This is a genomic window from Pseudomonas sp. MWU12-2345 (genome assembly GCF_023242385.1).
Lineage (GTDB): Bacteria > Pseudomonadota > Gammaproteobacteria > Pseudomonadales > Pseudomonadaceae > Aquipseudomonas > Aquipseudomonas gingeri_D.
The window spans coordinates 102,214-124,770 of the sequence record NZ_JALLJA010000019.1; the positions used below are offsets into that span (position 1 = coordinate 102,214).

Annotated in this window: 15 protein-coding genes; 7 read left to right on the forward strand and 8 right to left on the reverse strand. The window is 61.9% G+C overall.

Annotated features, from left to right (window positions below; genetic code table 11):
* The first annotated feature begins 40 nt into the window (after nt 1-40).
* A complete protein-coding gene (locus M5C71_RS28165; protein ID WP_248769274.1) occupies nt 41-4,351 on the forward strand; it encodes a DEAD/DEAH box helicase in 4,311 nt (1,436 codons plus the stop codon).
* 6 nt (nt 4,352-4,357) lie between these two features.
* On the opposite strand, the gene M5C71_RS28170 is transcribed toward M5C71_RS28165, so the two are convergent.
* Nucleotides 4,358-6,448, reverse strand: coding sequence for a mechanosensitive ion channel domain-containing protein (locus tag M5C71_RS28170; RefSeq protein WP_248769275.1), 2,091 nt, complete (start codon nt 6,446-6,448; stop codon nt 4,358-4,360).
* 209 nt (nt 6,449-6,657) lie between these two features.
* Here M5C71_RS28170 and M5C71_RS28175 point away from each other — a divergent pair, with 209 nt between their 5' ends.
* A complete protein-coding gene (locus M5C71_RS28175; RefSeq protein WP_103495543.1) occupies nt 6,658-7,869 on the forward strand; it encodes an MFS transporter in 1,212 nt (403 codons plus the stop codon).
* 202 nt (nt 7,870-8,071) lie between these two features.
* Here the strand turns inward: M5C71_RS28175 and M5C71_RS28180 are convergent, their stop codons facing one another.
* Nucleotides 8,072-8,275, reverse strand: coding sequence for a 4-oxalocrotonate tautomerase family protein (locus M5C71_RS28180; protein WP_100944373.1), 204 nt, complete (start codon nt 8,273-8,275; stop codon nt 8,072-8,074).
* Nucleotides 8,276-8,397: 122 nt separating this feature from the next.
* Here M5C71_RS28180 and M5C71_RS28185 point away from each other — a divergent pair, with 122 nt between their 5' ends.
* Nucleotides 8,398-9,321 (forward strand): LysR family transcriptional regulator, encoded by a 924-nt coding sequence (locus M5C71_RS28185; protein WP_248769276.1) that lies wholly within the window; start codon nt 8,398-8,400, stop codon nt 9,319-9,321.
* A gap of 60 nt (nt 9,322-9,381) precedes the next feature.
* On the opposite strand, the gene M5C71_RS28190 is transcribed toward M5C71_RS28185, so the two are convergent.
* Complete coding sequence (locus M5C71_RS28190; RefSeq protein ID WP_248769277.1) at nt 9,382-10,878, reverse strand: amino acid racemase; 1,497 nt, start codon at nt 10,876-10,878, stop codon at nt 9,382-9,384.
* A gap of 11 nt (nt 10,879-10,889) precedes the next feature.
* Nucleotides 10,890-12,194, reverse strand: a complete 1,305-nt coding sequence (locus M5C71_RS28195) for a dicarboxylate/amino acid:cation symporter (protein WP_248769278.1) — start codon at nt 12,192-12,194, stop codon at nt 10,890-10,892.
* 356 nt (nt 12,195-12,550) lie between these two features.
* Here M5C71_RS28195 and M5C71_RS28200 point away from each other — a divergent pair, with 356 nt between their 5' ends.
* The 3 genes from M5C71_RS28200 to M5C71_RS28210 all read left to right on the forward strand — a co-directional run bounded on the left by M5C71_RS28200 (nt 12,551) and on the right by M5C71_RS28210 (nt 14,978).
* Nucleotides 12,551-13,489: a LysR substrate-binding domain-containing protein gene (locus M5C71_RS28200; RefSeq protein ID WP_248769279.1), complete on the forward strand. Its 939-nt coding sequence runs from the start codon at nt 12,551-12,553 to the stop codon at nt 13,487-13,489.
* 558 nt (nt 13,490-14,047) lie between these two features.
* Entirely contained in the window at nt 14,048-14,326 is a 279-nt protein-coding gene (locus M5C71_RS28205; RefSeq protein ID WP_248769280.1) for a DUF3077 domain-containing protein, read from the forward strand.
* A 151-nt stretch (nt 14,327-14,477) separates the two neighbouring features.
* Nucleotides 14,478-14,978, forward strand: coding sequence for a hypothetical protein (locus M5C71_RS28210; RefSeq protein ID WP_248769281.1), 501 nt, complete (start codon nt 14,478-14,480; stop codon nt 14,976-14,978).
* Nucleotides 14,979-15,307: 329 nt separating this feature from the next.
* Here the strand turns inward: M5C71_RS28210 and M5C71_RS28215 are convergent, their stop codons facing one another.
* Complete coding sequence (locus tag M5C71_RS28215; RefSeq protein ID WP_152742149.1) at nt 15,308-15,832, reverse strand: single-stranded DNA-binding protein; 525 nt, start codon at nt 15,830-15,832, stop codon at nt 15,308-15,310.
* A gap of 9 nt (nt 15,833-15,841) precedes the next feature.
* Complete coding sequence (locus M5C71_RS28220) at nt 15,842-17,239, reverse strand: MFS transporter (RefSeq protein ID WP_103495388.1); 1,398 nt, start codon at nt 17,237-17,239, stop codon at nt 15,842-15,844.
* Between the two features lie 177 nt (nt 17,240-17,416).
* Here M5C71_RS28220 and uvrA point away from each other — a divergent pair, with 177 nt between their 5' ends.
* Nucleotides 17,417-20,251 (forward strand): excinuclease ABC subunit UvrA, encoded by a 2,835-nt coding sequence (gene uvrA, locus M5C71_RS28225; protein WP_103495387.1) that lies wholly within the window; start codon nt 17,417-17,419, stop codon nt 20,249-20,251.
* Between the two features lie 72 nt (nt 20,252-20,323).
* Here the strand turns inward: uvrA and bfr are convergent, their stop codons facing one another.
* Both bfr and M5C71_RS28235 read right to left on the reverse strand, forming a co-directional pair.
* Nucleotides 20,324-20,788, reverse strand: coding sequence for a bacterioferritin (gene bfr, locus M5C71_RS28230; RefSeq protein ID WP_103495386.1), 465 nt, complete (start codon nt 20,786-20,788; stop codon nt 20,324-20,326).
* Between the two features lie 156 nt (nt 20,789-20,944).
* Entirely contained in the window at nt 20,945-22,393 is a 1,449-nt protein-coding gene (locus M5C71_RS28235; RefSeq protein WP_248746819.1) for a catalase, read from the reverse strand.
* Nucleotides 22,394-22,557: the final 164 nt, after the last annotated feature.

Below are 22,557 nucleotides of genomic sequence, written 5' to 3' on the forward strand. Positions count from 1 at the left end.
CGGCTTGCAACTTGGCCCGTACGACCGCATAAATAAACCCATGAATCTTCCCGAATCGGCCCATGACGCCCTGGCAGGTTTCCACCCGGCCGTCAGCGCCTGGTTTCGCAACACCTTCCCGGACGTGACCGGCGCCCAGGCCCGTGCCTGGCCGTTGATCCGCCAGCGCCGCTCGACGCTGGTCGCCGCGCCCACCGGCTCCGGCAAGACCCTGACGGCCTTTCTCGCGGTGATCGACGACCTGGTTCAGCAGGGTCTGGCCCAGGGCGGCGAACTGCCGGACGAAACCCTGATCGTCTATGTCTCGCCGCTCAAGGCGCTGTCCAACGATATCCGTATCAACCTGCAGGACCCGCTGGCGGGCATCACCGCACAACTCGAACTGCAGGGCCTGCCGCCGCTCTCAATCACCACCGCGGTACGCACCGGCGACACCCCGCAGAACGAACGCACGCGCCTGCGCAAGACCGCGCCGCATATCCTGGTGACCACGCCGGAATCGCTTTATGTACTGCTCGGTTCCGATTCCGGCCGACGCATGCTGGGCACTGTTCGTACGGTGATCGTCGACGAGATCCACGCCATCGCCGCCAGCAAGCGCGGCAGCCACCTGGCCCTGAGCCTGGAGCGTTTGCAGGCATTGTGTGGCGAGTCGTTGCTGCGTATCGGCCTGTCGGCCACGCAAAAGCCCATCAACGCGGTGTCGCGCTTTCTGGTGGGCACGGGGCGCGCCTGCGAAATCATCGATATCGGCCACGCCCGCCCCCGCGACTTGGGCATCGAGGTGCCGCCAGTACCGCTGACGGCGGTGATGGCCAACGATGTCTGGGAGCTGGTCTACGAACGCCTGGCCGAACTGGCCCGGCAGCACCGCACCACGCTGATTTTCGTCAATACCCGACGCCTGGCCGAACGCCTGGCCCGGCACTTGAGCGAGCGCCTGGGCAAGGAGGCGGTGGCCGCCCACCATGGCAGCCTGGCCAAGGAACAGCGCCTGGATGCCGAACAACGGCTCAAGCGCGGCGAACTGCAGGTGCTGATCGCCACCGCCTCGCTGGAACTGGGGATCGATATCGGCGAGGTGGAACTGGTCTGCCAGATCGGCTCGCCACGCTCCATCGCGGCCTTTCTGCAACGGGTCGGACGCTCCGGCCACCAGGTCGGCGGCACGCCCAAGGGTCGGCTGTTCGCCACTTCGCGGGACGAACTGATCGAGTGCGCCGCCCTGCTCGACTGCGTGCACCGGGGCGAACTGGACACCTTGCTGATTCCCCGCGCGCCGCTGGACGTGCTGGCCCAGCAGATCGTCGCCGAGGTCAGTTGCCAGGAATGGCAGGAACAGCCGCTGCTGGAACTGATCCGCCGCGCCGCGCCCTATGCCGAGCTGGACGAGGCCCACTATCAGGCGCTGCTGCGGATGCTCGCCGAAGGGTTCAACAGTCGACAGGGGCTGCGCAGCGCCTATATTCACCGCGATGCCCTGAGCCAGAGTCTGCGCGGCCGCCGTGGCAGCCAACTGACCGCCCTCACCAGCGGCGGGACCATCCCGGACAACGCCGACTACAGCGTGCTGCTCGAACCCCAGGCCCTGAATATCGGCACGGTGCATGAGGACTTCGCGGTGGAAAGCATCGCCGGCGATGTGTTCCAGCTGGGCAACAGTTCCTATCGCATCCTGCGGGTCGAGACCGGCAAGGTGCGGGTCGAGGATGCCCACGGCCAGCCGCCGAGCATTCCGTTCTGGCTCGGCGAGGCACCGGGGCGCAGTACAGAGCTGTCCTTCGCCGTGGCGCGCCTGCAGGCCCATCTGGATAAATTGCTGGGCGCCGCACCGGGAGACTTGCAGCCGAGCCTCGACTGGCTGCGCCAGACCCTCGGCCTGGACCCGGCCAGCGCCGAACAGATCGTCGAGTACCTGGCCCGCGCCCGGCAAAGCCTCGGTGCCCTGCCCTCGCAGGACACCCTGATCATGGAGCGTTTCTTCGACGAGTCCGGCGGCACCCAGTTGGTGATCCACACACCGTTCGGCAGCCGGATCAACCGTGCCTGGGGCCTGGCCTTGCGCAAGCGTTTCTGCCGCACCTTCAACTTCGAATTGCAGGCTGCCGCCAGCGAAGACGCCATCGTGCTGTCGCTGTCCACCAGCCACAGCTTTGCCCTGGACGAGGTCTGGCGTTACCTCAACAGCCGCACGGCCGAACACATCCTGATCCAGGCCGTGCTCGACGCCCCTTTATTTGGCGTGCGCTGGCGCTGGAATGCCGGGGTCGCGCTGGCGCTGCCGCGTTTTGTCGGCGGACGCAAGGTGGCGCCGCAGATCCAGCGGATGAAAAGCGAAGACCTGACCGCCTGCGTATTCCCGGACCAGATCGCCTGCCTGGAAAACCTTGCCGGCGAGCGCGAGATTCCCGACCACCCGCTGGTGGAACAGACCCTCGACGACTGCCTGCACGAGGCCATGGACTGCGAAGGCTGGCTGGCCCTGTTGCGGCGCATGGAGGCCGGCGACGTGCGGCTGATCGCCCGCGACCTGCCGGCGCCCTCGCCCCTGGCGGCGGAAATTCTCAGCGCCCGGCCGTACACTTTTCTCGACGACGCGCCGCTGGAAGAGCGTCGCACCCAGGCGGTGCTGAACCGTCGCTGGAGCGATCCCACCAGCACCGACGACCTCGGCGCCTTGGATGCCGAAGCCATCCGGGCCGTGGCCGAGGAAGCCTGGCCCGCACCGAACGGCGAGGATGAAATGCATGAGGCGTTGATGAGCCTGGCGGCGATCACCGAGGCCGAAGCCCAGGCCAATCCCTCGTGGTCAGCCTGGCTGGCGGCGCTCGCGGTACAAGGTCGCGCCACACGTTTGCAAGTCGATAAATCCCACGCACTGTGGACCGCCCTGGAACGCCTGACCTGCCTGCAAGCACTTTATCCACAGGCGTTGCGGAACCCGCCCTTGCAACCGCCAGTGGGTTTCGATCAGCCGTGGGAGGCCGATGAGGCTGCCGTCGAAGTGGTCCGCGCCCGCCTCAGCGGTTTTTCCCCGCTGACGTTGCCCGAGATCGCCGAGCCCCTGGCGCTCTCCAGCGCCACACTGACCCGGGCCCTGGCGAAGCTGGAAAGCGAAGGTTATGTGCTGCGGGGTCAGTTCAGTCCGGGGGCACCTCGGGAACAGTGGTGCGAACGTCACCTGCTGGCGCGCATCCACCGTTACACGGTCAAGCGCCTGCGCCGGGAAATCGAGCCAGTGGCGGTGCAGGACTTCATGCGTTTCCTGTTCGACTGGCAACACCTTTCCCCCGCCTGCCAGGGCCAGGGCAGCGCGGCCCTGGCGATGATCGTCAGCCAGTTCGAAGGATACCCGGTTGCCGCCGGAGCCTGGGACAGCGATGTGCTGGCCGCGCGGATCAAGGAGTATTCGCCGGGCTGGCTGGATGAGTTGTGTCGCTCGGGCAAGCTGGTCTGGGCCCGCCTCAGTGCCCGTGGCAAAAGCGCCAGCGCGGCCTCGCGCAGTACGCCGGTGGTGTTGCTGCCCCGGGGCCAGGTCGCGCTGTGGAGCAGCCTGACGGAACAGACGGCGATGGAAGAGTTGTCGCCGCGCACGCAAAAGGTTCATGCCGCGCTGACGCAACAGGGCGCGCTGTTTTTCGATGAGTTGCTGCACGAGGCGCATCTGCTGCCCACCGAGCTGGAAACCGCCTTGCAGGAGTTGGTCGGCGCCGGTTGGGTGAATGCCGACAGCTTTGCCGGCTTACGGGCGCTGATCACTCCGGCCAGTAAACGCCAGGCCCGCAGTACTCGGCGTGGGCGTGGGGCGTTTGTCGGCGGGATGGACGATGCCGGACGCTGGGCCTTGCTGCGGCGCTCCGCAGTAGTCGTGCCGACTGGTGGTCAAGTGCCAGCCGAAACCCTGGAATATATCGCCATGACCTTGCTGCGGCGTTACGGCGTGGTGTTCTGGCGCTTGCTGGAGCGTGAGGCGGACTGGTTACCGAGTTGGCGGGAATTGCTGCGTACCTTTCATCGATTGGAAGCCCGCGGCGAGATTCGTGGTGGGCGTTTTATCAGCGGTCTGGCAGGTGAGCAGTTTGCCTTGCCAGAGGCGATTCCGTTGTTGCGCGAAGTGCGTCGGCGCCCGGCGGACGGTAGCCTGATCACGGTGTGCGGCGCCGATCCGTTGAATCTGGCGGGGACCTTGCTGCCGGGCGCCAAGGTGCCGGCGCTGGCGGGGAATCGCCTGGTGTATCGCGACGGTGTTCCGGCTGCGGCGGAGATCGCCGGGCAGCAGTCATATTGGCTGGAACTGGATCAGGTGGCCGCCGCCGAAGTCCGAAAAAAACTGACCCAGTACCGTCTCTGAAAACGCCTACACGGCCCCTGGGGGCGCGGGCTCTTGCTCTACCGTCGGCATCCTCGACGCCAGCATCACCGGCTGTGGATAAGTCTGCGCGAAATGCACCCACGGACTCTGGTCCACCAGCTTCTTCAGCCGCTCGTTGAACGCCCGGTTCACGCTGTACTGGCCACCCGAGATCGTGCGGAACTGCGCCGTCAGCACCACGCCGTTGAGGTCCATGCGATCGATCCCGAACACCTCCAACGAACCTTGCAGGTTGAACTTGAGCAGGGCGTCCTCGCTGATCGAGCGCCCGGCCTCGCGAATCAACTCGGTGGCCTTGTCGACATCGGTGTCATAGGTGAACTGCACCGAGAAAAACGCAAAGGCGAATTGCCGAGATTGATTGGTCACCGCCTTGATCTGGCCGAACGGCACCGAGTGCACGAACCCCTTGCCGTCACGCAGACGCAAGGTGCGAATGGTCAGGCCCTCCACCGTACCGGCATGACCGGAATCGAGCACCACCCAGTCGCCGATGGACAGGGTGTCCTCGATGATGATGAACAGCCCGGTGATCACATCCTGGACCAACTGCTGGGAGCCGAAACCGATGGCCAGCCCCACCACCCCCGCACCGGCCAACAGGGGCGCGACATTGATCCCCAGGTTGGCCAGGGTGGTGATCGCACCGATCACCAGCAGGATCACTTTCAACGCATTGCGCAGCAGCGGCAGGATGGTTTTTGCCCGCATGCTCGGCTGGCGCGAAGCGCGGCGGTTGATCGGCGGCTTGAGGGATTCCTGGATCGCGGTGTCGAGCACCACCCAGAGCAACCAGGTCGCCAGCAGGATCAGGCCGATACGGCTGAGGGAATCGCTGATGGCCCGGCCCACGCTGTTCTGCTCGGCGAATTCATACAACGAAAAACCCCAGATCCGCCCCAGCAGTTCGATAAAGCCCACCGCCAGGGCGATACGCAACACGGCATGCAGCACGCTGAGCAAGCGCTCCTTGTACACGCTGCTGCGCTGGATCGACGCCATCCCACGAGCCTTGAACAGGTGTTGGAACACGGTGCTGAGAAACACCGTGGCAATCAGCAGCACGGTGGTCAGCAAGGCGCAGCGCAAGGCCTTCTGGCTGTCTTCGCCGGCACCGATCAGATTGACCGTCGAGACCAGCACCATCAACAGGATCGGCCAGTACCAGAGCCCGGAAAAGATCCGCAGCGACTCCTGCAGCGCCGGTTGCTTCAGGCGCTGGCTCAACGGGCGATTGCGGATCAGGTGCGCCACCGGTCGCCGCAACCTGAAGACCAGCACGCCGAACAGGATGGAGGCGAACAGCCCGGTGAACACGGCAATGCTGCTGGTGATATTGCCACCCAGTTGCAAGGCAATCTGCGGGCTGGTCAGGGCATCGCTCAAGGCGGCCAGGAAACCGATCGCGAACAACTGGCGCGGGCTGTCGGCGCGAATGATCCGCACCGCCGGGCGCTTGTGGCCGAAATCGAACAATATCGTCAGGCCAAGCAGCACCGCGCTGGTGAAAATACCGCTGCTGGTGGCGTAGGACAGGCACAACGCCAGCGCTCGCCCCACCGAGGCTTGCAGAAAATGGCTGACGTAGAGGGTCAACGGCAGGGAGAGCAACGCCGGTAGCAAGTAGGGCAAGGCGTAACCCAGCACCGACTGGCTGCGCTCACGGGGCTGTAACCAACGATGCCGGTTGATACGCCGGGCGACAAGACGTCCTGCCGTGTTCAAGGCCGCGAAACTACCCAGCCACACCAGCGACAGCAGCAGGAAGTCGCCAGCCACCCGCCAGGGCGAACGTTCGTGGGTCTGGCTGACCAGCTGGTCCACCTCATCGGCCGCCCGGTCGGCACGCAGGCGCCAGGTATCGAGCAGGTGACCATTGAGGTCGAGCTGGTTCTGCGCCTCGTCGATGCTCGAACTGAGGGTGCCGAGCAATCCACCCTGCACCAGCACCTCGGGTTTGGCGGGCGTGCTGGCGGGTGCGCTGGCAGGCAGCGGCAGCGCCGTGGCGGCCCCGGCCCCAGCGCAGGCACACAAGAGCAACAGGGTTAGCAGTAGCGTCGTATTGAGTCGGGACAAAACCGGACACCTCATCAACCATCTCTGTAAGAAACTGAGTGCCGATGGGGCGGCAAAGTTCGTTTGTTCGTCCCGATAGGTATTTGGACGGTTCGATATCGTATGAATATTTGCCTACAGATCAAATATGTTGTGCCTTTACCTGTCTTTTTCCGCACAAGTGAAACCCCGACACTGCGCTCCTGATCAAACCTACCGGAGTTGCAGCCATGCCCATTGCCTTACTGGCGCTGACCCTCAGCGCCTTTGCCATCGGGACGACCGAGTTCGTCATCGTTGGCCTGTTACCCACCATCGGCGCCGACCTCGGTGTCGACCTGCCTTCCGCCGGCCTGCTGGTCAGCCTCTATGCCCTGGGTGTCGCCATCGGCGCCCCGGTGCTGACCGCCCTCACCGGCAAGGTCCCGCGCAAACTCCTGCTGCTGTCGCTGATGGTGCTGTTCACCCTCGGCAACCTGCTGGCCTGGCAAGCGCCGAGCTACGAGTCGCTGATCCTCGCGCGCATCGTCACCGGCTTGGCCCACGGGGTGTTTTTCTCCATCGGTTCGACCATCGCTACCAGCCTGGTGCCGAAGGAAAAGGCCGCCAGCGCGATCGCCATCATGTTCACCGGCCTGACCGTGGCCCTGGTCACCGGCGTACCCCTGGGGACTTTTATCGGCCAGCATTTCGGCTGGCGCGAAACCTTTCTCGCCGTGTCTGCCCTGGGTGTGATCGCCTTTATCGGCAGCCTGATCTATGTGCCGAAGAACATCACGCACAACAAGCCGGCGTCACTGCTGCAACAACTGCAAGTGTTGAAGCAACCGCGTCTGCTGCTGGTGTATGCGATGACCGCCGCCGGTTATGGCGGCACCTTTATCGCCTTTACCTTTCTGGCGCCGATCCTTCAGGACATCTCCGGCTTTCAGCCCGGCACCGTCAGCCTGGTACTGCTGGTCTACGGTGTCTCGGTGGCGGTGGGTAATATCTGGGGCGGGAAACTGGCGGACAAACGCGGTCCCATTGGCGCGCTGAAGCTGATCTTCCTGCTGCTGGCGGTCGTGCTGTTCGTGCTGACCTTCACCGCCGGCAATCCGTGGCTGGTCCTGTTGACCGTGCTGGCCTGGGGCGCAGTGGCCTTCGGCAATGTGCCGGGCCTGCAGATCTACGTGGTGCGCCAGGCCGAGCATCACACACCCCATGCGGTGGACGTGGCTTCGGGCCTGAATATCGCCGCCTTCAACCTCGGCATCGCCGGCGGGGCCTGGATCGGTGGCCTGATCGTCGCCAACCTGGGCCTGATCCATACCACCTGGATTGGCGGATTGGTGGTGCTGGTGGCCCTGGCACTGACGGCCTGGAGCGGTCGACTGGATCGACTGGGGCCGGTGTATGCAGAGCCTGCCGAAGGTTCGGCGCGGGTGGTAGCTGGCCACTGAGGCCAGCCCCCACACCACAAGACTCACCTTGGAAACACGCTCCCTTGTAGGAGCCTGGCTTGCCAGCGAAGAGGCCTTCAAGATCGCCAAAAGCTTCGCGGCGATGCGGCGTCCCGACAAGCCCTGCTCCTACAGACCGTGGTCAACCGCGTCCTGATGCTCGGCAGACGCGAATCGGTTCGCCCCCCTATTGGACCCGGTTTTACTCCTTGGACTTGCGGTGCTCCGTGACGCTCAAGCCGGCATGCCCCCAGTTATCGGTATCCACCTCCTCGATCACGATATGGGTCACCTCCGGCGGTTTACCGAGCACCCGTTGCAGGGTCTCGGTGATTTCGGCGATGACCTGGGCTTTCTGCTCGCGGGTCACGCCCTCACGGGTAATACGAACGCTGACAAAAGGCATGCTGTGCTCCAGTGGTTGAAAGAAGGTTTGGCGACGCGCTGGTGGAACTCACTTTATTGCCCCACACTCATTTGATAAATACGGATGCCCGTACCTCATTTGATCCCCCAGTGTAATCAATCATGCAACGACAGTTCGACGACCTCATGCTCGGCAGCATCGAGCTGTTTTGCCTGGCGGCCGAGGCCGGCAGTTTCACCGCCGCCGCCCAGGTGGCCGGGGTCACGCCGGCGGCGGTGAGTCGCTCGGTCTCGCGCATGGAAGAACGCCTCGGCGTGCGCCTGTTCACCCGCACCACCCGTAGCGTACGCCTGACCGAGGGCGGCCGCGGCTACTTCGAACAATGCAAGCAGGCCCTGACCCAACTGACCGAAGCGCAACGGGAAGTCATGGGCAAGCAACAGGAACCGGCCGGCACCTTGCGCATCAGCATCCCGACGCCTTACGCCCATCACCGTATCCTGCCGTTGCTACCGGCCTTTCGTGAACGCCATCCGGCGGTGAAGGTCGAGGTGCATATCAGCAACCGCAATATCGACTTCGTCGAAGAAGGCTACGACCTGGCGATCCGCGTTCGGGTGCTGCCCGACTCGGGGCTGATCGCCCGGCACCTGGAAGACGCCGCGCTGGTGGTGATCGCCACGCCTGAATACCTGCAACGGGCCGGTACGCCGCAAACCCTGGAAGACCTGCCACGGCACGAGTGCATCCAGTTCGAACTGCCCAGCAGCGGTCGGCGGATTGCCTGGTTGTTCAAGGATGCCGAGGGCAAGGAGCGGGAGCTGCTGGCCGAGAGCAGCTACTGCTGCTCCGATGATGTATTGGGCGGAGTGACACTGGCGAAGAACGGTGCAGGGTTGTTCCAGACCTATCGTTTCATTGTCGAAAAGGAACTGGCCGACGGCTCGCTGGTGGAAGTGCTCCAACCCTTCGCTGGCCGCTCGCGGCCGTTCACCCTGCTCTACCCCCATGGTCGACATGTGCCGTTGCGGTTGAAGGCGTTTGTCGATTTTCTGCTGGAGTATCGGGAGCGCTGGAGCGCCTGAGGCCTGTAGATAACACCCAACGCGACCCATTGTAGGAGGCGGCTTGCCGGCGATAGCATTTCAGCCGCGATAGGTTATCCGTGCAGATCGGCTCGAGGTCGCCAGGCTGACACAGCGCAGCGCCAGAACGGAAGTCGGGTCCACCAGCGCCACACGGTGACCGCGCACTTGGAAGTCGTCGCAATGGCTGAGCACCAGGGGCAACTCCGTGCAGCCGAGGATAATCACCTCGGCGCCCAGCTCACACAGGTGCTCGACCGCCAGCAGCAACTGCTCCTTGCACAGGCCATCGGTGAACCCGGCCTTGATGCCACGCTCGCCATAAATCGCGCTCATCACCAGCTCCTGATAATCGAAGCCGGGAATCAGCAAGGGCAAGCCGGCATGGCGGGCGGCCTGGTGGTAGACCTGGCTCTGCACCGTGCCCGAGGTGGCGAGCAGGCCAATGTGCTTGCCGCTGCCGTGTTGCCGGGCAATTGCCTCGACGGTTTCACTGAGCATATTGACGATCGGCACCCGCAAATAAGGCTGGAGCCGCTCGACGAAGGCATGGGCGGTGTTGCACGGAATCGCGATGGCCTGCGCGCCGGCACTTTCCAGGCGCTTGCAGGTGGCATAGAGCGCCAGGGTCGGGTCGGCTTCGTCGAACAACAGATTGGCCGTGCGGTCCGGGATCTGCGGATTCTGCTCCACCACCATTTTGATATGGTCCTGGTCGCGTCCCGCCGGGGTGTGACGGACCACCTTGGCCATAAAGTCCACGGTGGCCGCCGGACCGACACCGCCGACGATTCCCAGTTTAAACGGTGCATGGGTTGGCTCATCGTCGGTGGTGGTCACGGCGGCGGCATAGATCTCGTTGATGTCGAGCACCCTCAGGCCGCGCCGTTGCAAATCGGCGCAAACCAGCGAAAGCTCGGTCAACCCCGGAACGATCAGATTCGCGCCCAGTTCCTGTAGCGACAGGCAAGCCTGGTACACACCTTCCAGCGAAACACCTTGCAGATAGCCGTCCTTGATTCCGTTGAGACCATACATGGCGTCCATCAGGGCGCGTTGGTCCGGTTCGGGGGGATAGACCAGCTGGAAATCCCCGCCCAGATAGCGCTCGAACAAACCGGAGTGACGCACATAGTCCGAGGCCAGAATCCCCAATCGCGTGCCCGGCTTGGCGATCCGGCGAATATGTTCGGCCAGGGCCGCCATCAGGTCGAGAACCGGAATCCCCAGTTCCTGCTGAATCTCTTCACGGAACGTCTGGCTGGCGAAACACGGCAGCACCACCGCGTCGACCCCGCCCGCCTCGAAGGACTGGCAGACCTGGAACACATAGAACTTGCGCGCGGTCATGCTCGCCTCGCGGTCCAGGGGCAGCAGCACGTCCTTGAACGGATGCTGTTCGAAGAGGAAGTGATAGCGCCCCTGATCCGCCAACACCGCCCTGGACTTGACCAGCTTGAAGAACAGATCGCCGCCGGCCAGTGAGCCCAGGCCGCCGACAATGCCCAGCTTGCGGGCGATCGGCAGTGCGGCGGATTTTTTATCTTGGGTATTCATGGTCGAGACTCTCAAACCGCAGTGGCCGGGTCACGCGCAAGCACCACGGACTCGACGGCGGGCAATTCGTCCTCTTCCTCCTCGGCCCCATGCGCCTGCTCGGCGCGGGCAACCACTGCGGTCGCGATACTGTTGCCGACCACATTGGTCGCGGTTCGCGCCATGTCAAGGAATTGGTCGATACCGATGATCAGCAACAGGCCGGCTTCAGGCAGATTGAACATCGGCAGGGTCGCGGCCACCACCACGACCGAAGCCCGGGCGACACCGGCCATGCCTTTGCTGGTGACCATCAGCGTCAGCAGAATCAGCAACTGCTGGGTGAAGCTCAGCTCGATGTTATAGGCCTGTGCGATAAACATAATGGCAAAGGCCTGGTACATCATCGAGCCATCAAGGTTGAACGAGTAACCGAGGGGCAGGACAAAGCTGGACACGCGTTTCGGGGCACCGAATTTCTCCAGTGCTTCCATGGTTTTCGGATAGGCGGACTCACTGCTGGCGGTGGAAAACGCCAACAGGATGGGCTCCTTGATCAGCTTGCCGAGGGTGAACACCGAACGTCCGAGAAACAGGTAACCGGCGCCGAACAGCACCGCCCACAGAAGCGCGATCCCCAGGTAGAACTCGGCGATCAGCTTGCCGTAGTCCAGCAGCAGGCCCAGACCTTCGGTGGTGATTGCACAGGCAATCGCGGCGAACACGCCGATAGGCGCGAAGGCCATGACGTAGTCGGTGATCTTGAACATCACCTTGGCCAGTTCATCCACCAGGCTGGTGATACGGGTAAAACCGGCCTGTTTGAGTCCCGCCAGAGCGAAACCGAAAAACAGCGAGAACACCACTATCTGCAGAATTTCATTGTTGGCCATGGCTTCAGCAATGCTGCGCGGGAATACGTGGCTGACAAACACCTTGAGGCTGAAGTCGCCGGTGTTCACCACCTGGGCCGCAACGGCAGCGTGATCGACGTGCAGGTTCATCCCGGCGCCGGGCTGGAACAGGTTGACCAGCAGCATGCCGATCAGCAGGGAGATCAGCGACGCGCTGATAAACCAGGCCATGGCGCGGGTGCCGATACGGCCCACCGAACGCGAACTGCCAAGGCTGGCGATACCGCCCACCAGGGTGGCGAACACCAGGGGCGCGATAATCATCTTGATCATTCGCAGGAAGATATCGGTGACCATCGAGAAGTAGGCGGCGATGTCCTTGGCCGACTTGGCGTCCGCCGCGAAGTGATGGCACAGCCAGCCGACCAGGACCCCGGCGGCAATGCCGATGGCGATATGACGGGGCAATCTGTTTTTGCTCATGGTGTTTCCCTCAAGTCTGTTGTCGGATTTTTTGCTTGGCAGGAAAAGAATCGTCGGCCCGGCCGCTCTGCGGCACCGCGCCCAAATGCATAACTCACAAACACCTCGGTCCCTTGTAGGAGCTGGCTTGCCAGCGATGAGGCCCGCAAGTCTTGCATCGACCAGGCGGACGCCATCGCTGGCAAGCCAGCTCCTACAGGGGACCGTGTCCATGGCCCGATTCTAGGGTGAGCCCGCCCAGCAGATGATGAGTAATCGCCATCACCCGATGCGCTTTTGGAATAGTTATGAAAAATCCGGAGAAGCCCGACAGGCACTGACGTAGACTCGTGATCACCGCGACCAAGGTGGGCAGCATGCAAATCAAGTGGCTGGACGATCTGCTCGCGATCGAGCAACACAAGAATTTTTCCCGGGCCGCCGAAGTTCGCTGCGTCACCCAGTCGGCGCTGTCCCGGCGTATCCGCTCGCTGGAAGACTGGGTCGGCGCGCAGCTGGTCGACCGCGGCACCTACCCGGTACAACTGACTCAAGCCGGCCAACTGTTCTGCGAACAAGGCCGCGAGGCGCTGGCGGCGCTGCTGGAATTGCGCTCAACCTTGCGCCAGGACGAAAAAATGCCTGGGCGTTCGATTCAGATCACGGCAGGCCACAGCCTGTCGATCACCTTCCTGCCCAAATGGCTGGCGCAATTTCAAAAGCACCACGAGCCGTTCAACGTGCGGGTGGTCGCGGCGAATATCCACGACGCGGTGATTGCCCTGGCGGAAGGCAATTGCGACCTGATGATCGTTTACCACCACCCCCAGGCGCCGATCCTGATCGACGCTGACAAGTTCGCCAGCCTGCCCCTGGGCCGGGACGCCTTCCTGCCGTTCTGTGCACCGGACCGTAGTGGTAAACCTCTGTATCGACTGCCCGGAAAGGCTGGAAAACCGGTCCCCTACCTGGCCTACACCGCCACGACCTTTCTCGGACGCGTGGCCGACCTGATCCTCAAGAACGCGGCCACGCCTTGCGAACTGACCCGTTGCTACGAGGCCGACATGACCATGCTGCTGATGCAGATGGCCATCGAAGGGTATGGAGTGGCCTGGCTACCGCAGAGCGCCGCTGCGCCAGCCGTGGACAGCGGGCAGTTGGTGAAAGCCGGTGGCAACGAATGGAACACCGGTCTGGAGATCCGCGCCTATTGTTCGCTGGCCAATCAGAACCCGACCATGCGCGAGTTGTGGGAAACCTTGGGGAAGGCTTCGCGGGAGGTGAGCGAGTTGAAGATCGCGCCGACGACTTAAGAAAAAGTTGGGATTTTCTACAATTCTTAAGATTTTCTTGGCTGACTGAAGAAAAACTACGAAGCCGAACCGAAAATGAAAATTCTCACCATAGATTCGGCTGGATATGCCCTGCCGGTTTAGCCGGCGCCTGGACAACCCTCTATACCAGTTGAAACTTTTCGACTTAAATACCCCCGCCAGTCACATTGCAGCTCCTCATCGTGCGCGCTACCTTTTCCCTGTCGCTGTCAATTCGGCGACCGGGCTTGGTAACCCGACCAGATACAGGCGCCAACAGCGCCCAATCACGATTGCAGGCGTTTTTTTGTGCCCGCATTTTTCGTGCAATGGCGGCTGTGCGTGGGAGGACTTCGGTCCTGCCGGGTTCCTGTATCTCCGGTTTACCAACCTGCGCACAGCTGCCACCCATTCGCTTGGTAACGAACGTGGTAGCTCTCACTTTGATACGGGAGTTTTATCCATGCAGGCTTTCAGTACGCTCGTAAATCTCACTTTCCTCTCAACATTCAACAGTCAGAAACATCCTCACTTCATGACCGATACCGGAGGTGTGCGATGAGCGATCACACCGACATCAAGACCCTAGGCGTCATCACCTTTTCCAAATGCGGCTCCCAAGGTCGTGAACTGTTCCGTGTAAACCCCGGCGTCCCCATTCTGGAAGCCATGGAACACGCATCCCTTCTGCTCTATTGCGCCAAAGCACTCTCCCTCGATGCTGCCCTGGAAAGCGATGGCGAACGCTACGCCTGGGCATCGCATTATCTGGGTGAGATGGGCAAGGCGGTCATCGACGATTTGACGCAGGGAATGTTGCGCGGGGCATCGGTGTAAGCGGGTAATAACAGGCAATAAAAAAGCCCGTGACATTAATAGCCACGGGCTTTTGACTAGCGCTTTCGCCACGTGTCGCATACCTAGTGGGCACCTCCACAAGGGCTGCCCAGAGCCTTGGCACCATAAAGCCACCGCAAGGGAGCGCTACGTGTCAAAACCCCACGCCCCAGTCGCATCGTCGGTCTATTCAAAAGATCTTCATCAAGACGACTTCATTCTGCACCCTGAGACTGAGCATCAGAGTTTTGGCTACGTACCAGAAATGATCTCAAAGAGGATCACGCTCCCGGCAGGGCACATCTACCTGCGCGCGGGGCGTCACTTCGGCCCCAACAAGGGCTATGGGGTTAATCACATCTGGGAAGAGCACGCACACGAGCTACCCAAGTGGGGCTGCAAGACGATAAACGAAGTCGCAGCCTATGTGGCCTCAGTCATCATTCACCGGGCTCCCATCTACTGCGAGTTCCATCAAAGCAAAAATGGTTACAAGGTGACCGTGCTACGAAGTGCGAAAGGGTACGTCGTGCTTGAGCCCATCGTGAACGAAGATCAGGAACTCCAGTTCTACTCCGTCGTGACAGCCTACAGGCTCAGTCGACGCGGGCATGGCACTCTGGTAGGTAACGTCATCTGCAACGTAGGATGAAAAAAGGCGCCCATTGGGCGCCTTTTTAGATAAATCCAGGAGGGCTGGTAGTCGCAGCGCTTACTTAGCTAGTCTCAAGAGACTGGGTCGCAAGCCAACCGTTGTTGCCTGGTTGCCGCTACCGCAGGATGGTGACGTCCTGCAATCCGCACTGTCGGTCCATAGACACCGTGACACCGAACAGCAATGCTCTTATTGAGCCCTCGTTGGTAGATTAGCAACAGCTAACCATTTGATCAATCCCCGGCACTTGCGGGTCTTACTAACGAGAAGCCCCCGCAGGGCGAGGGCTTCAAAGAGACACTTTACAAGAAAGTCTCTGGTGTTCGTCAGAACGGAATATCGTCATCAAAGCTGTCGAAATCCGGAGCCGGCTGCGGTGCGGCCTGCTGTGGTGCCGGGCGCGATTGCTGCGGGGCCGACTGCTGTGGGCGCGACTGCTGCGGACGCGGAGCCTGTTGGCGTGGCGCGGACTGGTCGTAGCCGCCGCCTTGTTGGTCGCCCTGTTGTGGACGGCCGCCCAGCAGCTGCATGGTGCCCTGCATGTCGACGATGATTTCAGTGGTGTAGCGCTTGATGCCGTCTTTTTCCCACTCGCGGGTCTGCAGCTTGCCTTCGATGTAGACCTGCGAACCTTTACGCAGGTACTCGCCGGCAATCTCGGCGACCTTGCCGAACATCGACACACGGTGCCACTCGGTCTTCTCGACCTTCTGACCAGTCTGCTTGTCGGTCCACTGTTCGCTGGTCGCCAGACTCAGGTTGGTCACGGCGTTGCCATTAGGCAGGAAGCGAACCTCAGGATCCTGGCCGCACGTGCCGACCAATATGACTTTGTTAACCCCACGGGCCATAACGTTCTCCTAGGCTTCGCACGCTTGGGGCGCCGGTTCATTGACCAGGCGCTCAAGGGTCGTGCGATCCAACAATTCGGTGTCCAATTTGATGTAAATGGCAGCCTCTTCGGCCACCATGACTGCATCGGTTACCCCTACGATCGCCTTGAGGCGCTCGACCAGACCGGCTTCGCGGATCGCTTCAGGCGATAACGGCACGCGCAGGCTCGTCACATAGGGTGGTTCGCGCATGGTAACAGCAAAGGCCAGCCAGAGTGCAGCCAGACCGGCGCATCCAAGGAAAACCGCCGACAAACCGCCATGCTGGAACATCCAGCCGCCCATGATCCCGCCGAGCGCGGAGCCGAGGAACTGGCTGGTGGAATACACCCCCATCGCCGTGCCCTTGCCGCCCGCCGGTGAAACCTTGCTGATCAACGACGGCAACGAAGCTTCCAGCAGATTGAACGCGGTGAAGAACACCACGGTACCAATCACCAGCGCCCGCAAACTGTCGCCGAACTCCCAGAAGAATAGCTCAGTGAGCATCAAGGTCGTCACGGCGCCGAGTAAAACTCGTTTCATTTTGCGTTTTTTCTCGCCATAGATGATGAACGGGATCATGGCGAAAAAGGAAATCAGCAGCGCGGTCAGGTACACCCACCAGTGCTGCTCCTTGGGCAACCCGGCTTTTTCCACCAGGGCCAGGGGCAAGGCGACAAAGCTGGACATCAGCATCGCGTGCAGGACGAAGATCCCCAGGTCCAGGCGCAGCAGGTCAGGATGCTTGAGGGTCGGCAACAACGCCTTACGGGCCACGCCGGACTCACGGTGCTGCAACGGCCCCGTGGAGTGCGGGACCATGAAGGCGATGATCAGGATCCCCAGCAGCGCCATGCCGCCAGTGGCCAGGAACAGGCCGGACAGACCGAAGGCGCGGGTCAGCAAGGGGCCGACCACCATCGCCACGGCGAACGACAGACCAATGGTCATGCCGATCATCGCCATGGCCTTGGTCCGGTGCTGCTCGCGGGTCAGGTCCGAGAGCAGCGCCATGACCGCCGCGGAAATCGCCCCGGCACCTTGCAGGATCCGGCCGGCGATCACGCCCCAGATCGAATCGGCGTTGGCCGCCAGCAAGCTGCCCAGGGCGAAGACCACCAGCCCGAGGTAGATCACCGGGCGTCGGCCGATGCGGTCGGAAATGATCCCGAAGGGAATCTGGAATACCGCCTGGGTCAGGCCATAGGCGCCGATGGCCAGGCCGATCAGGGCCGGTGTCGCCCCCGCGAGATCCATCCCGTAAGTAGCCAGAACCGGCAACACCATGAACATGCCAAGCATACGGAAAGCGAACACCAGGGCCAGACCGCTTGCCGCGCGGGTCTCGCTGCCACTCATGCGTTCGCTGTGGGGATCGTGCATGGAAAAACCTCGTGTGAACCGGCGGCGATTCTACCAGTCCCATCGATAGAGGGGATACATGGCGACGCTTTGTCGCGAGCTGTCATGCAAGACTGAAATACTGTCGGCCGATAGTGTGCATCCATCCAGTATTTAGCCTTATACTCTTGCGTTTACCGCCCGCCGTGCGAGGCCATCTTGGACAAGATCCTGATTCGTGGGGCTCGAACCCACAACCTGAAGAACATCGACCTGACCCTGCCCCGGGACAAGCTGATCGTGATCACCGGCTTGTCCGGGTCCGGCAAGTCGTCCCTGGCCTTCGACACCTTATACGCCGAAGGGCAACGCCGTTACGTGGAATCACTGTCGGCCTATGCCCGGCAATTCCTCTCGATGATGGAAAAGCCCGACGTCGACACCATCGAAGGCCTGTCGCCGGCGATCTCCATCGAGCAGAAGTCGACGTCGCATAACCCGCGTTCGACGGTCGGTACCATCACCGAGATCTACGACTACCTGCGTCTGCTGTATGCCCGCGTAGGCACCCCGCGCTGCCCGGACCACGATATCCCGCTGGAGGCCCAGACCGTCAGCCAGATGGTCGACCTGGTGCTGGCCCAGCCCGAAGGCTCCAAGCTGATGCTGCTGGCGCCGGTGATCCGTGAGCGCAAGGGCGAGCACCTGTCGGTGTTCGAAGAGCTGCGGGCGCAAGGTTTTGTCCGCGCCCGGGTCAATGGTCGGCTCTGTGAGCTGGACGAAGTGCCCAAGCTCGACAAGCAGAAGAAGCATTCCATTGATGTGGTGGTCGACCGCTTCAAGGTTCGTGGCGATTTGCAACAACGCCTGGCCGAGTCCTTCGAGACCGCGCTGAAGCTGGCGGACGGCATCGCCCTGGTAGCACCGATGGACGACGAACCCGGCGAGGAGATGATCTTCTCCGCGCGCTTCGCCTGCCCGATCTGCGGTCATGCCATCAGCGAGCTGGAACCCAAGCTGTTCTCCTTCAACAACCCGGCCGGCGCCTGTCCGACCTGTGACGGCCTGGGGGTCAAGCAGTTCTTTGATATCAAGCGTCTGGTCAATGGTGAGCTGACCCTGGCCGAAGGGGCAATACGCGGCTGGGACCGGCGCAACGTCTATTACTTCCAGATGCTTGGGTCGCTCGCATCCCACTATGGCTTCAGTCTGGAAGTGCCGTTCAACACGTTGCCGGCGGACCAACAGAAGTTGCTCCTGCAAGGCAGCGGCAGCCAGAACGTCGACTTCAAGTACCTCAACGACCGCGGCGATATCGTCAAGCGTTCCCACCCGTTCGAAGGCATCGTGCCGAACCTGGAGCGTCGTTACCGCGAAACCGAATCGGCCACCGTGCGTGAAGAGCTGGCCAAGTTCCTCAGTACCCAGCCCTGCCCGGATTGCCGTGGCACCCGTCTGCGTCGCGAGGCGCGGCACGTGTGGGTGGGCGAGAAGACCCTGCCGGCCGTGACCAACCTGCCGATCGGCGATGCCTGCGAATACTTCGGCGTGCTGAAGCTGACCGGCCGCCGCGGGGAAATCGCCGACAAGATTCTCAAGGAAATCCGTGAGCGCCTGCAGTTCCTGGTCAACGTCGGCCTGGATTATCTGTCCCTGGATCGTAGCGCCGACACCCTGTCCGGTGGCGAAGCGCAGCGCATTCGCCTGGCCAGCCAGATCGGCGCCGGCCTCGTGGGGGTGTTGTACATCCTCGATGAACCGTCCATCGGTTTGCACCAGCGGGACAACGACCGCCTGCTCGGCACCCTGAAGCACCTGCGCGACATCGGCAACACAGTGATCGTGGTCGAGCACGATGAAGACGCGATTCGCCTGGCCGATTATGTGGTCGACATCGGCCCGGGTGCAGGCGTGCATGGCGGCCATATCGTCGCCGAAGGCACACCGGCCGAGGTCATGGCCCACCCTGACTCGTTGACCGGCAAGTATTTGTCCGGCCGGGTGAAGATCGAAGTACCAGCCAAGCGCACACCGCGTAACAAGAAGCAGGTGTTGACGCTCAAGGGCGCTCGCGGCAACAACTTGCGCAACGTCGACCTGGAGATCCCGTTGGGTCTGCTGACCTGCGTGACCGGCGTGTCCGGTTCCGGCAAGTCGACGCTGATCAACAACACCCTGTTCCCCCTGAGTTCTACCGCGCTGAACGGCGCGACGACGCTGGAAGCCGCGGCCCACGACAGCATCAACGGCCTGCAACACCTGGACAAGGTGGTGGATATCGACCAGAGCCCCATCGGTCGTACCCCGCGTTCGAACCCGGCCACCTACACCGGCCTGTTCACGCCGATCCGCGAGCTGTTCGCTGGCGTACCGGAGTCCCGTTCACGGGGTTACGGTCCGGGGCGTTTCTCGTTCAACGTCAAGGGCGGCCGCTGCGAAGCCTGCCAGGGCGATGGCCTGATCAAGGTGGAGATGCACTTCCTGCCGGACATCTATGTGCCGTGCGACGTGTGCAAGAGCAAGCGCTACAACCGCGAAACCCTCGAGATCAAGTACAAGGGCAAGAGCATCCACGAGGTGCTGGAGATGACCATCGAGGAGGCGCGGGAGTTCTTCGACGCGGTGCCGGCCCTGGCGCGCAAGCTGCAGACGCTGATGGATGTGGGCCTGTCGTATATCAAGCTGGGGCAGTCGGCAACCACCCTGTCCGGTGGCGAGGCGCAGCGGGTCAAGCTGTCCCGCGAACTGTCCAAGCGCGATACCGGCAAGACCCTGTATATCCTCGACGAGCCGACCACCGGCCTGCACTTCGCGGATATCCAGCAACTGCTGGACGTGCTGCACCGCCTGCGCGACCACGGCAATACCGTGGTGGTGATCGAGCACAACCTGGATGTGATCAAGACCGCCGACTGGTTGGTGGATCTTGGGCCTGAAGGTGGCTCCAAGGGCGGGCAGATCATTGCCGTTGGTACGCCGGAGCAAGTGGCGGAGATGTCGCAGTCTCACACCGGGCATTACCTGAAGCCGCTGTTGCTGCGCGATCGGGCGTAAACCGGCGGAATGAAAAAGCCCCTGTCATTGAATGATGACAGGGGCTTTTTTGTGGTCGCTGAAATCGCTGTCTCAGAACTGCGATTGCAGGTAATTCTGCAAACCGATGGACTTGATCAGCCCCAACTGCTTCTCCAGCCAGTAGGTGTGATCTTCCTCGGTATCGGCCAACTGCTGGCGCAGGATCTCGCGGGTGACGTAATCCTTGTGCACTTCACAGAGCTCGATGCCCTTGCACAGCGCGGCACGCACCTTGTACTCCAGGCGCAGGTCGGCGGCGAACATGTCAGGCACCGTGGTACCGATGTCCAGGTCGTCCGGGCGCATGCGTGGCGTGCCTTCCAGCATCAGGATCCGGCGCATCAGCGCATCGGCGTGTTGTGCCTCTTCTTCCATTTCGTGATTGATGCGCTCGTAGAGCTTGCTGAAGCCCCAGTCCTCGTACATCCGCGAATGGATGAAATATTGATCACGTGCCGCCAGCTCACCGGTCAGCAACGTGTTGAGGTAATCGACTACGACCTGGTTACCTTGCATAGCCCTACATCTCCCTGCTTGAAAGGCTGTATTTTGAACCAAGCTGACTGCAAGGTCACTGGAAAAACGCAAACAAAGTGAAGATTTTCCGAGAAAAGCAGCCTAAAAAACGCAAAAACCGCCCTGAGTGAGGGCGGTTCTGCTTCTCGTTTAGACTTAGTTCAGCACTACGCCCAAGGCCTTGGCGATGCCTTCTCCGTAAGCCGGATCAGCCTTGAAGAAGTGCTGCAACTGACGCTCGACCACATCGCTGGAAACACCCGCCATCGCACCGGCGATATTGCTGATCAGCAGCGCTTTCTGCTCGGCGCTCATCAGCCGGAACAAGGCACCGGCATGACTGTAGTAGTCGGTATCTTCGCGGTGATCGTAACGATCCGCCGCACCACTGAGGGCCAAGGCCGGCTCAGCGTAGCGAGGAGCCTGTTTGGGCGCGTCGACGTAGCTGTTGGGCTCGTAGTTCGGCGCGGCGCCACCGTTGCTGCCAAAGGCCATGGAGCCGTCACGCTGGTAGCTGTTGACCGGGCTGCGTGGGGCGTTCACCGGCAGTTGCTGGTGATTGGTGCCGACACGGTAGCGGTGGGCATCCGCATAGGCGAAGACACGCCCTTGCAGCATGCGGTCCGGCGACAGGCCAACACCCGGCACCATATTGCTCGGAGCGAAAGCGGCCTGCTCGACTTCAGCGAAGTAGTTCAGCGGATTGCGGTTGAGCTCCAGCTCGCCGACTTCGATCAACGGGAACTCTTTCTGCGACCAGGTCTTGGTCACGTCGAAGGGGTTCTCGTGATGCGCCGCGGCCTGAGCCTCGGTCATGATCTGGATGCACACGCTCCATTTCGGGAAATCGCCGCGTTCGATGGCGCCGAACAGATCACGCTGGGCGTAGTCAGGATCGGTACCCGCCAGGCGTGCCGCCTCGGCCGGTGCCAGGTTCTTGATGCCCTGCTTGGTCTTGTAGTGCCATTTCACCCAGTGACGCTCGCCCTTGGCGTTGATCAGGCTGTAGGTGTGGCTGCCGAAGCCGTGCATATGACGGTAGCCGTCCGGGATCCCGCGGTCCGAGAACAGGATGGTGACCTGGTGCAACGCCTCGGGCGAGTGCGACCAGAAGTCCCACATCATCTGCGCGCTTTTCAGGTTGCTTTGCGGCAGGCGTTTCTGGGTGTGGATAAAGTCGGGAAATTTCAGCGGATCGCGGATAAAGAACACCGGCGTGTTGTTGCCGACGATGTCCCAGTTGCCTTCCTCGGTGTAGAACTTCAGGGCGAAACCCCGTGGATCGCGCTCGGTGTCAGCCGAACCGCGTTCGCCACCCACGGTGGAGAAGCGCAGGAAGGTCGGGGTCTGCTTGCCCACGGACTCGAACAGCTTGGCGCTGGTGTACTGGGTGATGTCCTTGGAAACGGTGAAGGTCCCGTAGGCACCCGAGCCCTTGGCGTGTACACGGCGCTCAGGGATGTTTTCACGGTTGAAGTGGGCGAGCTTCTCGATCAGGTGAAAGTCGTCGAGCAGCAGCGGGCCACGGGGGCCGGCGGAACGGGAATTCTGGTTGTCCGCAACGGGCGCACCGCTGGCGGTGGTCAGCGTTTTGTTCTGGCTCATGCTTGTCCTTCCTCTCTCGGTCTTGGTGCTGCCGGCTAATCGGCTGAGAGGGAGTATTGACCATCAATATGACGGGGACAAATTCATTAAGTAATTGTCACCCATAGAAATACGCTATCGAAGGTCAATTGCTTAATAGCAGGCAACAAAAAACCGGGCACTAG

Bases quoted from the DNA above. Each gene is read 5' to 3' on its own strand.
- M5C71_RS28235 (WP_248746819.1), bottom strand. From the start codon at position 22,393: ATGAGCCAGAACAAAACGCTGACCACCGCCAGCGGTGCGCCCGTTGCG.
- M5C71_RS28185 (WP_248769276.1), top strand. From the start codon at position 8,398: ATGCAACGACAGTTCGACGACCTCATGCTCGGCAGCATCGAGCTGTTT.
- bfr (WP_103495386.1), bottom strand. From the start codon at position 20,788: ATGCAAGGTAACCAGGTCGTAGTCGATTACCTCAACACGTTGCTGACC.
- M5C71_RS28215 (WP_152742149.1), bottom strand. From the start codon at position 15,832: ATGGCCCGTGGGGTTAACAAAGTCATATTGGTCGGCACGTGCGGCCAG.
- M5C71_RS28165 (WP_248769274.1), top strand. From the start codon at position 41: ATGAATCTTCCCGAATCGGCCCATGACGCCCTGGCAGGTTTCCACCCG.
- M5C71_RS28180 (WP_100944373.1), bottom strand. From the start codon at position 8,275: ATGCCTTTTGTCAGCGTTCGTATTACCCGTGAGGGCGTGACCCGCGAG.
- M5C71_RS28200 (WP_248769279.1), top strand. From the start codon at position 12,551: ATGCAAATCAAGTGGCTGGACGATCTGCTCGCGATCGAGCAACACAAG.
- M5C71_RS28195 (WP_248769278.1), bottom strand. From the start codon at position 12,194: ATGAGCAAAAACAGATTGCCCCGTCATATCGCCATCGGCATTGCCGCC.
- M5C71_RS28205 (WP_248769280.1), top strand. From the start codon at position 14,048: ATGAGCGATCACACCGACATCAAGACCCTAGGCGTCATCACCTTTTCC.
- M5C71_RS28190 (WP_248769277.1), bottom strand. From the start codon at position 10,878: ATGAATACCCAAGATAAAAAATCCGCCGCACTGCCGATCGCCCGCAAG.
- M5C71_RS28175 (WP_103495543.1), top strand. From the start codon at position 6,658: ATGCCCATTGCCTTACTGGCGCTGACCCTCAGCGCCTTTGCCATCGGG.
- M5C71_RS28220 (WP_103495388.1), bottom strand. From the start codon at position 17,239: ATGCACGATCCCCACAGCGAACGCATGAGTGGCAGCGAGACCCGCGCG.